Source organism: Rhodopseudomonas palustris BisB18 (assembly GCF_000013745.1).
In the GTDB taxonomy this organism is placed as follows: Bacteria; Pseudomonadota; Alphaproteobacteria; order Rhizobiales; family Xanthobacteraceae; genus Rhodopseudomonas_A; species Rhodopseudomonas_A palustris_F.
Genome location: NC_007925.1, coordinates 5,055,429 through 5,068,548, shown reverse-complemented (window position 1 = coordinate 5,068,548; position 13,120 = coordinate 5,055,429). Strand labels below are relative to the sequence as shown.

At 65.0% G+C, this 13,120-nt stretch carries 10 protein-coding genes and 1 riboswitch; of the genes, 6 read left to right on the top strand and 4 right to left on the bottom strand.

Annotated elements, in window-relative coordinates; all coding sequences use genetic code 11:
- Positions 1-79 precede the first annotated feature (79 nt).
- The gene (locus RPC_RS22745; protein WP_011474937.1) at positions 80-511 is read right to left on the bottom strand and encodes a hypothetical protein; all 432 of its coding nucleotides are present in this window, start codon (positions 509-511) and stop codon (positions 80-82) included.
- Between the two features lie 266 nt (positions 512-777).
- A riboswitch (guanidine-I (ykkC/yxkD leader) is annotated at positions 778-889 on the top strand.
- Positions 890-1,012: 123 nt separating this feature from the next.
- On the opposite strand from RPC_RS22745, the gene RPC_RS22740 reads away from it, so the two are divergent.
- From RPC_RS22740 to uca, 6 genes are read left to right on the top strand one after another with little or no spacing between them, the layout of a single operon-like run.
- The gene (locus RPC_RS22740; RefSeq protein ID WP_415914761.1) at positions 1,013-2,038 is read left to right on the top strand and encodes a putative urea ABC transporter substrate-binding protein; all 1,026 of its coding nucleotides are present in this window, start codon (positions 1,013-1,015) and stop codon (positions 2,036-2,038) included.
- 28 nt (positions 2,039-2,066) lie between these two features.
- Positions 2,067-2,885 carry an ABC transporter permease gene (locus RPC_RS22735; RefSeq protein WP_011474935.1) on the top strand — a complete coding sequence of 273 codons (819 nt, stop codon included), beginning with the start codon at positions 2,067-2,069 and terminating at the stop codon, positions 2,883-2,885.
- Entirely contained in the window at positions 2,882-3,673 is a 792-nt protein-coding gene (locus RPC_RS22730) for an ABC transporter ATP-binding protein (RefSeq protein ID WP_011474934.1), read from the top strand. The genes RPC_RS22735 and RPC_RS22730 overlap by 4 nt, the downstream gene beginning before the upstream one ends.
- 42 nt (positions 3,674-3,715) lie before the next feature.
- Complete coding sequence (locus tag RPC_RS22725; protein ID WP_011474933.1) at positions 3,716-4,549, top strand: urea amidolyase associated protein UAAP1; 834 nt, start codon at positions 3,716-3,718, stop codon at positions 4,547-4,549.
- A gap of 5 nt (positions 4,550-4,554) precedes the next feature.
- Positions 4,555-5,193 (top strand): urea amidolyase associated protein UAAP2, encoded by a 639-nt coding sequence (locus RPC_RS22720; protein ID WP_011474932.1) that lies wholly within the window; start codon positions 4,555-4,557, stop codon positions 5,191-5,193.
- Between the two features lie 3 nt (positions 5,194-5,196).
- On the top strand, positions 5,197-8,748 hold the full coding sequence (gene uca / locus RPC_RS22715) for an urea carboxylase (protein WP_011474931.1): 3,552 nt from the start codon (positions 5,197-5,199) through the stop codon (positions 8,746-8,748).
- A gap of 172 nt (positions 8,749-8,920) precedes the next feature.
- Here uca and RPC_RS22710 read toward each other — a convergent pair whose 3' ends face one another.
- The 3 genes from RPC_RS22710 to RPC_RS22695 form a co-directional block, all read right to left on the bottom strand.
- Positions 8,921-9,721 (bottom strand): FAD binding domain-containing protein, encoded by an 801-nt coding sequence (locus tag RPC_RS22710; protein ID WP_011474930.1) that lies wholly within the window; start codon positions 9,719-9,721, stop codon positions 8,921-8,923.
- Positions 9,722-9,957: 236 nt separating this feature from the next.
- A complete protein-coding gene (locus RPC_RS22700) occupies positions 9,958-12,318 on the bottom strand; it encodes a xanthine dehydrogenase family protein molybdopterin-binding subunit (protein WP_011474929.1) in 2,361 nt (786 codons plus the stop codon).
- A 93-nt stretch (positions 12,319-12,411) separates the two neighbouring features.
- Positions 12,412-12,897: a (2Fe-2S)-binding protein gene (locus RPC_RS22695; protein ID WP_011474928.1), complete on the bottom strand. Its 486-nt coding sequence runs from the start codon at positions 12,895-12,897 to the stop codon at positions 12,412-12,414.
- Between the last annotated feature and the right edge of the window lie 223 nt (positions 12,898-13,120).

Sequence of the window (13,120 nt, the reverse complement as noted above, 5' to 3'; positions counted from 1 at the left end):
TGAGGCGCGACGTCGCAGGCGATCCGATGCGAAGGCCTCGCAAAAGCCGCGGACAAATGCCGCCTCGCGCGAGCGCGGCCTATCCGGCGAGGAATTTGTAGGCGGCGATCAGCGCGACCATACCGGCGAAGATCAGCAGCGCCGGGATCGGGCGCTTGGCCGCACTGGGAGCCGCGGCTTTGGCCGGCTTCTCCGGCTTGCGCGGCTTCTGAAACTTGACGACGTTGTCGTCGGTCGCCGATTTCGACACCGGTCGCTGCTCCGGCTCCGGCGCCGTGCCGGTGCCGCCCATCTCTCTATAGTACGTCAGATAGATTTCGCTGACCGCGACGGTCTTGGATTTGGCTTCGCTCATCTCGCCGAACCGCGCCCGATAGCGCGACAGGAACTCCTGGGCGTTGGCGGGCAGATCCTCGAAGCTGCCGAGCTTGGCCATCATCAGCCAAGTGGCAAAATCCGCCTCGGCTTTGGCGCGCGCCTTCTTGGCAATGTTGGCGTTGGTCTTGGCCATGGTTTTCCAATTGCTTCAGTGATTCATTCACCTGGGCCTGAGCGGATGATCATCACAGTCGCCTGGGTGAAGCCGTTTTATGTCCCCTTGCCGCGCCGCGCCACAACAACAGCATTGCTCTGTTAATATAGCGATGGCGGCTGCGCAAATGTTGGGCAAATGCCCCAGCGGCCGCCGTTCCGAACAACCGGCCGCCGCGACGGCATCCGGAAAGCGGTTTCATTTCAACGGTTGCCAGCATGGCACGGCTCCTGCATTATGCAGCTGGAGTTGGCTGCTAGGGTTCCGGCCTTGCGTGATGCAGGGTGCTGGTCCGAGAGCGGCCGCTTGCGGGGGAGACATCCTCGCAGGACACGGCGGGACAAAAGCCCGGGAGACCTCGTTGGCCAAGGGATTGGCGAAGCGATGGTCTATCGCCATTCCCTTTTTGTATTTTTTACAAGAGGGATCGCAATGAACAAACTCAGCTCCATTCTCCGAAACATGGCTCTGGCGTCGGCAATGATCGCCGTAGCCGTGTCGAGTGCCGACGCCGCGCCGAAGAAGGATTTCAAGGTCGCTTGGTCGATCTATGTCGGCTGGATGCCGTGGGGCTATGCCGCCGACACCGGCATCGTCAAGAAATGGGCCGACAAATACGGCATCACCATCGAGGTCAAGCAGTTCAACGACTACGTCGAATCGATCAACCAATACACCGCCGGCTCCTATGACGCGGTGACCATCACCAACATGGACGCGCTGTCGATCCCCGCCGCCGGCGGCGTCGACACCACCGCGCTGGTGATGGGCGACTTTTCCAACGGCAACGACGCGGTGATCCTGAAGGGCAAGTCGGATCTCGCCGCGATCAAGGGCCAGAAGGTCAACCTGGTCGAGTTCTCGGTGTCGCATTATCTCTTGGCGCGCGCGCTGGAGACCAAGAAGCTCGCCGAAAAGGACATCAAGGTCGTCAACACCTCCGACGCCGATCTCGCCGCCGCCTACAAGACCCCCGAAGTCACCGCGGTGGTGACCTGGAATCCGATCGTCGCCGAAATCCTCACCGCGCCGGACGCCAAGAAGGTGTTCGATTCCTCGCAGATCCCCGGCGAGATCATCGACCTGATGGTCGCCAACACCGCGGTGGTGAAGGACAATCCGGACTTCGCCAAGGCGCTGGTCGGGATCTGGTACGAGACCATCGCCAAGATGACCGCGGCCGGCGCCGACGGCAAGGCCGCCAAGGAAGCGATGGCCAAGGCCTCCGGCACCGATCTCGCCGGCTTCGACAGCCAGCTCGCCTCGACCAAATTGTTCGACAAGCCGGCCGACGCCGAAGCCTTCACCAAGAGCGCCACGGTCGGCAAGACCATGGACCGGGTGCGCAAATTCCTGTTCGAGAAGGAACTGCTCGGCAAGGGCGCGAAGTCGGCCGATGCGGTCGGCATCGAGCTCGGCGACAAGACCGTGCTCGGCGACAAGGCCAATGTGAAGCTGCGCTTCGACGCCAGCTACATGGACCTCGCCGCCAAGGGCAAGCTGTAAGCGGCGCGACCAGACTCGGAGCACGGCGATGCGCCTCATCAACATCAGACCCGGCAGGCAACTGGCCCTCTACATGGCCGCGCTGCCGTTCGTGCTGGTGGCGATCGGCTATGTGCTGGGCTCCGAGGCGCGGCTTGCGGAAAACCCTAACGACAAATTGCTGCCTGCGTTGTCCAGCATGGCGCAGGCGGTGAAACAGATGGCGTTCCAACTCGACGCCCGGACCGGCAGTTATCTGATGCTGTCGGATACGTTGGCGAGCCTCGGCCGCTTGCTGTCGGCGTTGGCGATCTCGACCACGGCGGCGCTGCTGTTCGGCATCGTGATCGGGCTGTTGCCAGCGGCGAACGCGATGCTCGGTTCGTTCGTCTCGGTGACGTCGATGGTGCCGCCCTTGGCGCTGCTGCCGATCCTTTTCATCGTGATGGGGCTCGGCGAAAATTCCAAGATCGCGCTGATCGTGATCGGCACGCTGCCTTGCCTGATCCGCGATTTGTCGATGAAAGTTCTGGAGTTGCCGCGCGAACAATTGATCAAAGCGCAGACGCTCGGCGCCTCGAGCTGGCAGATCGCGCTGCGCGTGGTGCTGCCGCAGATCCTGCCACGGCTGATCGATTCGCTGCGGCTGCAGCTCGGCCCGGCGTGGCTGTTCCTGATCGCCGCCGAGGCGATCGCTTCCGATTCCGGGCTCGGCTATCGGATCTTCCTGGTGCGGCGTTATCTCGCGATGGACATCATCATTCCCTACGTGATCTGGATCACGCTGTTGGCCTTCCTGATGGATTTCGCGCTGCGGCTGCTGCAGCGCAAGGCGTTCCCCTGGTTCGCGTCGGTGAGGGCGGAATGAGCGCAATCCGCTTCGACGACGTCTGGAAGGAATACGACGCGCATATCGTGCTGGAGCGGATCACGCTCGAGGTGGCGCCGCGCGCCTTCCTGGCGCTGGTCGGCCCTTCCGGCTGCGGCAAGACCACCTTCCTGCGCATGCTGCTCGGCGAGGAGCGCCCGACCCGCGGCCAGATCCTGATCGACGGCGTGCCTTTGCAGCCGGAGCCCGACGCCGATCGCGGCGTGGTGTTTCAACGCTATTCGGTGTTTCCGCATCTCACCGTGCTGCAGAATGTGCTGCTCGGCCGCGAATTGCAGCATTCGAAATTTCTCGGTCGGCTGTTCGGCGCGGCGAAGCGCGCCGCCACCGACGAGGCGATGGCCCTGCTCAACGAAGTCGGCCTCAAGGGCCATGAGGACAAATATCCGGCCGCGCTGTCCGGCGGCATGCAGCAGCGCCTGGCGCTGGCGCAGGCGATCATGCGCGGCCCGAAGATTCTGTTGCTCGACGAGCCGTTCGGCGCGCTCGATCCCGGCATCCGCGCCGATATCCACGTGTTGATGAAGCGGTTGTGGAACGAGACCGAACTCACCGTGGTGATGGTGACGCACGATCTTTCTGAGGCGTTTCGGCTCGCCACCCGGGTCATCGCTTTTGAGCGCAACCGCGATCGCCCGGAGGAGCGCGAGCGCTACGGCGCCACCATCTCCCGCGATTTGGAAATCTATCCGCGGCGTACCGCACAGGCGCGCGCGCACGCCCCCATTCGCTCCGGCCGGGACGACCCGGCCGAACAAGGAGCATGAGCCGGGACGGCCCGGCGCATTGTCTTTCAGAAAGGGCAATCCATGATCCTCACCGCGGAGCAACAGGCCGAAATCGCCGCCAACCGGCAGCGCTACGACCAGCACAAGGCGCTCGGCCAGCAGCAGGCGCCGAAGGCGCTGCCGCCGCCGACGCCGCGCGACGGCGCGCCGATCGCGGCCTCGTCGATCATCCATCGCGAGACCGTGCCGGGCGGCTGGTACTTCGTCACCAAGCTCAACCGCGGCGAGGCGCTGCGCATCGTCAACAGCTCCGGTAAGTCCTGCGTCAGCCTGCTGGCCTGGAACGCAGCTGATACCAGCGAGCGGCTGAACCACGCCGACACCATCAAGGTGCAATGGGCGGCTTCGTTGCGCAAAGGCCGCGTGATCCTCTCCGACATGGGCCGCGCGCTGCTCAGCATCGTTGAAGACACCAGCGGCGCGCATGACACGCTGGCGGGCTGCTCCAACGCCGCCACCAACGCCGCGCGCTATGGCGAAGGCTTCCGCAACAGCCGCGACAATTTCCTGCTCGCCGCCGGCAAGCTTGGCCTCGCGCGCCGCGACGTCCACCCCTGCGTGGCGTTCTTCGCGCCGGTCAGCGTCGATGCCGACGGCCGTTTCGAATGGCACGGCGAACGTCGCACCGCCGGCGATTTCGTCGATCTGCGCGCTGAGATGGATCTGTTGCTTGCGCTGTCGAACTGCCCGCATCCGCTCGACCCGTCACCTGCTTACGCGCCCGGCGATGTCGAACTCATCCGCACCCAGGCGCCGCCTGTTGCCGCCGACGATCTGTGCCGCAGCGCCAGCCTCGAAGCCAAGCGCGCGTTTGAAAACAACGCCACCTGGCTCAACTCAAGCGTGGCGGGGTGAACGTCATGACCGATTCAATTCCCGCATCCGCCCGTATCGTGCTGCAGACCGCGATCGCCGCGCGTGTGCCGTGGTCGGCGATCATCCGCAAGGGCCAGCGTCTACGCATCATCGACAGCCACGGCCAGCAGGCGGTCGATACGCTGTTCTACGCCGCCGACGATTTTCAAGAGCGCTACAGCGGTCAGGACACGCTGCGCGCGCAGGGCTCGGCCTATGTGTCGACCGGCACGCGACTGATGTCGAGCGAGGGCCGGGTGATGCTGCGCGTCACCGCGGATAGTTGCGGCCTGCACGACACTTCCGCCGGCGCCTGCTCCTGCGAGAGCAACACCGTGCGGTTCGGCCATGCGACCAAATTTCTGCACGCCTGCCGCGAGAATTTTCTGATCGAGGCCGGCAAATACGGCCTCACCAAGCGCGACATCGTGCCGAACCTGAACTTCTTCATGAACGTGCCGATCGATCCTTCGGGAAATTTCACCGTGGTCGATGGCGTCTCCAAGCCCGGCGACTATGTCGAGATGGTCGCCGAGATCGACGTGCTGTGCCTGATCTCCAACTGCCCGCAGATCAACAATCCCTGCAACGGCTTCTTCCCGACGCCGATCGAAGTGGTGATTTACGAGACGGCAGAGGGCTAGCGCATGTTCGACAAGGTCTTGATTGCCAACCGCGGCGAAATCGCCTCGCGGATCGGCAAAACGTTGCGCCGCATCGGCATCGCTTCGGTGGCGGTGTATTCCGACGCCGACCGCTTCACCCGCGCGGTGCTCGACGCCGACCAGGCGGTGCGGGTCGGCGCTTCGCCTGCGGCGGAGAGCTATCTCAACATCGATGCGATCATCAAAGCGTGTCGAGAGACCGGCGCGCAGGCGGTGCATCCTGGCTACGGCTTTCTCTCCGAGAACCGCGGCTTTGCCGAGCGCCTGGCCTCGCACGGCATCGTCTTCATCGGGCCGCGGCCGGAGCATCTCGATGCCTTTGGCTTGAAACACAAGGCGCGCGAATTGGCGCAGCACAGCAACGTGCCGCTGCTGCCGGGCTCCGGCCTGTTGGAGACGATCGATGAGGCGATGCGCGAGGCCGAGCGCATCGGCTTTCCCCTGATGCTGAAGAGCACCGCGGGCGGCGGCGGCATCGGCATGCAGCTGTGCCACGACGCCGACACGCTGCGCGAGCGCTTCGCCACCGTGCAGCGCACCGCAAAGGCGAGCTTCGGCGACGCCCGAGTCTATCTGGAGCGTTTCGTCGCCGAGGCGCGCCACATCGAGGTGCAGATATTCGGCGACGGTCAGGGCAAAGTGATCGCGCTCGGCGAGCGCGACTGCTCGCTGCAGCGGCGCAACCAGAAAGTGATCGAGGAGACCCCGGCGCCGGGCCTCAGTGACGAACTCCGTACGCGGCTGCATCGCGCTGCGGTGGCGTTGGGCGAGAGCGTCGCCTATCAGTCCGCCGGCACCGTCGAATTCATCTACGACGTCGCGCGCGAGGACTTCTATTTTCTCGAGGTGAACACAAGGCTGCAGGTCGAGCATCCGGTGACCGAAGCGGTGTTCGGCGTCGATCTGGTGGAATGGATGGTGCGGCAGGCGGCTGGCGACAGCCCGCTTGCGAACTACACGCCGCGCCCGCCGCAGGGCGCCGCGATCGAGGTGCGGCTCTACGCGGAAAATCCCAACGCCGGCTTTCGCCCCAGCGCCGGCCGGCTGACGGATGTGGAATTTCCGGACGGCGTGCGGGTCGATGGTTGGATCGAGACCGGCGTCGAGGTGACGCCGTTCTACGATCCGATGCTGGCCAAGCTGATCGTGCATGCCGACAGCCGCGATCAGGCGATTGATAAACTACGCGACGCGCTGCAGCAATCCCGCGTCGCCGGCATCGAGACCAATCTGGACTATCTGCGCGCCATCGCCGGCTCCGAGCTGTTTCGCTCTGGCCGCGTCGCCACCAATGTACTTGCGAGTTTCGCGTTCGCACCCCGCACCATCGACGTGCTGGCGCCCGGCGCGCAGTCCGGCTTGCAGGAATTGCCGGGGCGGCTGCATCTGTGGCACGTCGGCGTGCCGCCGTCGGGGCCGATGGACGAGCGCTCGTTCCGGCTTGCTAATATCATTGTCGGCAATCCCGAGGTCACCGCCGCGCTCGAACTCACCGTCAACGGGCCGACGCTGCGTTTCAACACCGACGCGGTGATCGGGCTGGCGGGCGCCCACATGCTGGCGAAGCTCGACGGCGTCGCGATCGCGCATCACGCGCCGGTAGCTGTGAAAGCGGGGCAGACGCTGCAAATCGGCAAGATCGACGGCGCCGGGCAGCGCTGTTACCTCGCGGTTCGCGGCGGCTTCGACGCGCCGCAGATTCTTGGCTCACGCGCGGTGTTCATGCTGGGCGCGTTCGGCGGCCATTCGACCGGTGCGCTGAAACCCGGCGACGTGCTGCATATCGTTGCGGAGAGCGACGCTCTCGCCGCACCCCGCGCGGCTACGCCTGACGAGATCCCGCCGTTCACCCGCGCCTGGCAGATCGGCGTGATCTACGGCCCGCACGGCGCGCCGGATTTCTTCCGCGACGACGATATCGCGACGTTGTTTTCCACCGACTACGAGGTGCATTTCAATTCCGCGCGCACCGGCGTCCGGCTGATCGGGCCGAAGCCGCAATGGGCGCGCGCCGACGGCGGCGAGGCGGGCCTGCATCCCTCGAATATTCACGACAACGCCTATGCGGTCGGCTCGCTGGATTTCACCGGCGACATGCCGATCATTCTCGGTCCCGATGGCCCGAGCCTCGGCGGCTTCGTCTGCCCTGCGGTGGTGGCGCGTGACGAATTGTGGAAGATCGGCCAGCTCAAGCCTGGCGACAAGGTTCGCTTCGTGCCGCTGCCGCGCGATGACGACCCGGTCGCCGGCCCGACGGTGCTCGCCGGGCCGCGCGAGCTTGGCTCGGCGATCGTGGCGGGGCGCGACGACGGCGCCATGCCAGTGGTCTATCGCCGCGCCGGCGACGACAATCTATTGGTCGAATACGGCCCGATGGAATTGGACATCGCGCTGCGGTTGCGGGTGCAGCTGTTGGCCGACGCGGTGGCCGCGGCGAAATTGCCCGGGCTGATCGATCTCACCCCAGGTATCCGCTCGTTGCAGATCCATTACGACGGCGCCACGCTATCGCGCCGCAAACTGCTCGACGCGCTGGCCGCCATCGAAGGCGAACTGCCGGCGGTCGATGCCATGCGCGTGCCGAGCCGCGTCGTGCATCTGCCGCTGTCGTGGAACGACCCGCAGGCGGTCAAGGCGATGCACAAATATCAGGAACTGGTGCGGCCTGATGCGCCGTGGTGCCCGTCGAACATCGATTTCATCCGGCGCATCAACGGGCTCGACGATGAGGCCGCGGTGCAGCGCATCGTGTTCGACGCCAGCTATTTGGTGCTTGGCCTCGGCGACGTCTATCTCGGCGCGCCGGTGGCGACCCCGGTCGATCCGCGGCATCGGCTGGTGACCACGAAGTACAATCCAGCGCGGACCTGGACGCCGGAAAACGCCGTCGGCATCGGCGGCGCCTATATGTGCATCTACGGCATGGAAGGGCCGGGCGGTTATCAACTGTTCGGCCGCACCATCCAGATGTGGAATTCCTGGCGCTCGACGCCGGAATTCACCCCCGGCCATCCGTGGCTGTTGCGGTTCTTCGACCAGATCAGATTCTTCCCGGTCAGCGCCTCCGAATTGCTGGAGGCCCGCGAGGCGTTTCCGCACGGCCAATATCCCCTGCGCATCGAGGAAACGGTGTTTTCCTATGCGGACTACGCCAAGGGGCTGGCGCGGGATCAGGATAGCATCGCGGCGTTCAAGCAGCGCCAGCAGGCGGCGTTCGAGGCCGAGCGGCAGCGCTGGAAACAATTGCGGCTCGACGCGGTTCAGGATGATGAGTCGGCCGGTGCAGAAGCCGCGCCCGACGACATCCCCGACGGTGCGACCGGGGTGTTTTCCGAAGTGCCGGGCAACGTCTGGAAGATTCTGGTCGACGAAGGCGCCATGGTCGCGGCCGGCGACACGCTGGCGATCATCGAATCGATGAAGATGGAGATCAGCGTGCCGGCGCCGGTCGCCGGACGCTTGGCGTCGATCCGCATCAAGCCGGGGCAGACGCTGCGCGCCGGAGACGTGGTGGCGGTGATTGCGGAGGGGTGAGTTGTCGACGCGTTCGATACCCAAGAGGCCGTCATTCCGGATTGCGAGTTCGTAAGAACGAGCAAGTCCGGAATCCATAATCCCTGCGGTGGTTATGGATTCCGGGCTCACTCGCAGCTAAAGCTGCTCGTGCCCCGGAATGACGGCTTATTTGTTGAATCGCAGTCGTGCTTCACCCCGCCGCGGTCACCGCGCGCTGCGCCATCACCTTGATCAGATTGGCGCGATAGTCCGAGGTGCCGTGGATGTCGGCCATCAGCCCTTCTTCGGAGATGGTGATGCCGTCGAGCGCCGCGGCCGACCAGTCGTTGCTGAGCGCCTGTTCGATCACCGGCACCCGCATCACGCCGTCCTGCGAGGCGCCGGTGGCGGCGACGCGGATTTCGCCGGATTTCAGCTTGGCGACGAACACCGCGGTCAGCGCGAAGCGCGACGCTGGGTTGCGCATCTTGGCGTAGCCGGCGATCTGCGGAATCGGAAACGCGATCGCGGTGATGATCTCGTCGTTCTCCAGCGCGGTGGTGAACAGCCCTTTGAAGAACTGGTCGGCGGGAATCTCGCGCTTGTTGGTCTTCACCGTAGCGTTCAGCGCCAGCACCGCGGCCGGATAGTCCGCGGTCGGATCGTTGGTGGCGACCGAGCCGCCGATGGTGCCGCGATAGCGCACCGCTGGATCGCCCAGCACCGAGGTCAGATGCGCGACCGCCGGGATCGTCCGCTTGACGTCGGCGCTGCTGAGGATGTCGTAATAGGTGGTGGCGGCCTTGATGGTCAGCGTGTCGGCGCTGGCCTCGATGCCGATCAGCGTCGGAATCCGCGCGATGTCGATGACGTCGCTGGGCGCGGCGAGCCGCTGCTTCATCACCGGAAGCAGGGTGTGGCCGCCGGCGAGATATTTGGCGTCGCTGCCCTTGGCGAACAGCGCCACCGCTTCGTCGACCGTGGCCGGGCGGTGATAATTGGTGGAATACATCGCGGGTCTCCCTCAGAGATGAATTTGATTTCGGGGCATGGTGTCCCGGGCAAAGTGCGGCGCTCTTGGCGCTGCGACGCCGACCCGGGACCGTTCCAGGTGCCGCGTTTCGTAACGGCCCCGGCTCTGCAGCGCAGCACGCCGCAAGAGCGGCGTGCTGCGCTGCGTCCGGGGCACGGCGCTCATCAGCGACACCGCGACCATGGGCCTCGCTTGATGCGTCGCCCTCGTCATCACTACTCCGCCGCCTGCTGCAGCGATGCCTGCATCGCGTGCCAGACCCGGTCCGGGGTCGCCGGCATGTCGAGTTTGTTGTTGCCGATCGCGTCGGTGATGGCGTTGATCACCGCCGCCGAGGCGCCGATCGCGCCGGCCTCGCCGCAGCCCTTGACGCCGAGCGGATTGCCCGGGCACAGCGTCGTGGTGTGCGAGATGTCGAAGCTCGGCACGTCGTCGGCGCGCGGCATCGCGTAGTCCATGAACGACGCGGTGATCAACTGCCCGGTGTCGTCATAGATCGCCTGCTCGAGAATCGCCTGGCCGATGCCCTGCGCCAGCCCGCCATGGACTTGGCCATCGACGATCATCGGGTTGATTAGCCGGCCGAAATCGTCGACCGCGACGAACTTGATGATAGTGCTCTTGCCGGTGCCTTTGTCGACTTCGATTTCACAGATGTAGCTGCCGGCCGGGAAGGTGAAGTTGGTCGGGTCGTAGAACGCGCCTTCCTTGAGGCCCGGCTCCATGCCGTCGGGCAGGTTGTGCGCGGTGTAGGCGGCCAGCGCCACCATCGGCAGCGCGATCGACTTGTCGGTGCCGGTGACCTTAAACTCGCCGTTCTCGATCACGATGTCGTCTTCCGAGGCTTCCAGCTGATGCGCGGCGATCTTCTTGGCCTTCTTCTCGACCTTCTCCATCGCCTTGAAGATTGCCGACATGCCGACGGCGGCCGAGCGCGAGCCGTAGGTGCCCATGCCGAACTGCACCTTGTCGGTGTCGCCGTGGACGATCGAGACCTGGCTGATCGGAATGCCAAGGCGATCGGCGACCAGTTGCGCGAACGTGGTCTCGTGGCCCTGGCCGTGGCTGTGCGAGCCGGTGAGGATCTCGATGGTGCCGACCGGATTGACCCGCACCTCGGCGGATTCCCACAAACCGACGCCGGAGCCGAGCGAGCCCACCGCCTTTGACGGCGCGATGCCGCAGGCCTCGATGTAGCAGGAGAAGCCGAGCCCGCGCAGCTTGCCTTCGCTCTTTGCCTTCTCGCGGCGCGCCGGGAAGCCGGCATAATCGATCGCCTTCAAGGCGGCGTCGAGCGAGGCGCCGAAATCGCCGATGTCATAGGCCATGATCACCGGGGTCTGGTGCGGGAAGCTGGTGATGAAGTTCTTGCGGCGCAATTCCGCCGGATCGACCTTGAGCTGCCGCGCCGCGGTCTCCATCAGCCGCTCCAACAGGTAGCAGGCCTCCGGCCGCCCGGCGCCGCGATAGGCGTCGACCGGCGTGGTGTTGGTATAGACGCCGATCACCTCGGCATAGATCGCCGGGATGTTGTACTGGCCGGACAACAGCGTGGCGTACAGATAGGTCGGCACCGAGGAGGAGAACAGCGACATATAGGCGCCGAAATTGGCGTGGGTCTTCACCCTGAGCCCGAGGATCTTGTTGTCGGCGTCGAACGCCATCTCGGCTTTGGAGATATGATCGCGGCCATGGGCGTCGGTCAGGAACGCTTCGTTGCGGTCGCCGGTCCACTTCACCGGGCGGCGGACTTTCTTCGACGCCCACAAAGCCACCATCTCTTCCGGATAGATGAAGATCTTGGAACCGAAGCCGCCGCCGACGTCCGGCGCCACTACCCGCAGCTTGTGTTCCGGCGCGATGTTGTAGAACGCCGACAGCACTAGGCGCGCGACATGCGGGTTCTGCGAGGTGGTGTGCAGCGTGAAGTGTTCTTCGGCCTCGTTGTATTCGGCGAGTGCGGCGCGCGGCTCCATCGCGTTCGGCACCAGGCGGTTATTGACCAGCTCGAACGTCACCACATTGGCGGCCTTGGCAAACGCCTCGTCGACCGCCTTCTCCTCGCCGATCGACCAGTCGTACACGATGTTGCCGGGCGCCTCGGGATGCAGCTGCGGCGCGCCGGGCGCGATCGCCATCGCGATGTGGTGGGCGCTCGGCAGTTCTTCGTAATGCACCACCACGGCTTCGGCGGCGTCGCGCGCCAGGTTCCGGCTCTCGGCGATCACCACCGCGACCGCTTGGCCGACGAAGCGCACGGTCTCCGGCGCCATCGCCGGCCAGGCGCCCATCTTCATCGCCGAGCCGTCCTTGGAATGCACCGCCCAGCCGCAGATCAGATTGCCGACCTTGTCGTCGACGATCTGCTGGCCGGTCAACACGTCGACCACGCCGGGCATCGCCTTGGCGGCTTCGACGTCGATGCTGATCACCTTGGCGTGGGCGTGCGGGCTGCGGACGAAATAGGCGTGGGTCATGCCCATCACCTTGATGTCGTCGACATAGCGGCCGCGCCCGGTGATGAAACGGCGGTCTTCCTTGCGCACCACGCTCGCGCCAATGCCTTCAACGCCCATGACATCTCTCCCTGTCGGTCTGCGCGCGCGAATTCTTTGACGACGCGGATCGCAGCCTGTTATTTGGTTCGCGGTAGTCGGAGCGCGGAAGTACTATTCCGCCGCCTGCGCCAGCTTCATCCGTGAGGCCGCGTCGAGCACCGATTTGACGATGTTGTGATAGCCGGTGCAGCGGCAGATGTTGCCTTCGAGTTCGTGCCGCACGGTGTCCTCGTCGAGGTCGGCGCCGTAGCGGTTGACGATGTCGATCGCCGACATGATCATGCCGGGCGTGCAATAGCCGCATTGCAGGCCGTGATTGTCGCGGAACGCCGCCTGCATCGGATGCAGTTCGTCGCCCCTGGAAATGCCTTCGATGGTGGTGATGGTCGCGCCGTCGACCTGGCCGACCAGCGTGGTGCAGGATTTCACCGCGCGGCCGTCGATATGGACGATGCAGGCGCCGCACTGGCTGGTGTCGCAGCCGACATGGGTTCCGGTCAGCCCCAGGTGATCGCGCAACAATTGGACGAGGAGCGTCCTGTCCTCGACGTCGGCGGACACCGCCTTGCCATTGACCGTTAATCTGACGTTAGCCACCCGAACCTCCCGCTACTTTTTAATTAGTCTGATTAGAAGCACTGCGCGGCGACTTTGCAACTGGGATTTTTCCCCGGCGCCGTCGCAGCGGCGTCATCAAGGCTTGCTCCGGGCTTGGCCCCGGAGGCGAGCAGGGACGTCGCCGACAGTGCAGAAAGCGTAACGGGCGGTATTGCGTTGCCCGCGGTGAATCGACGCCGGTGCGATTCCTCGCCCACAGGGC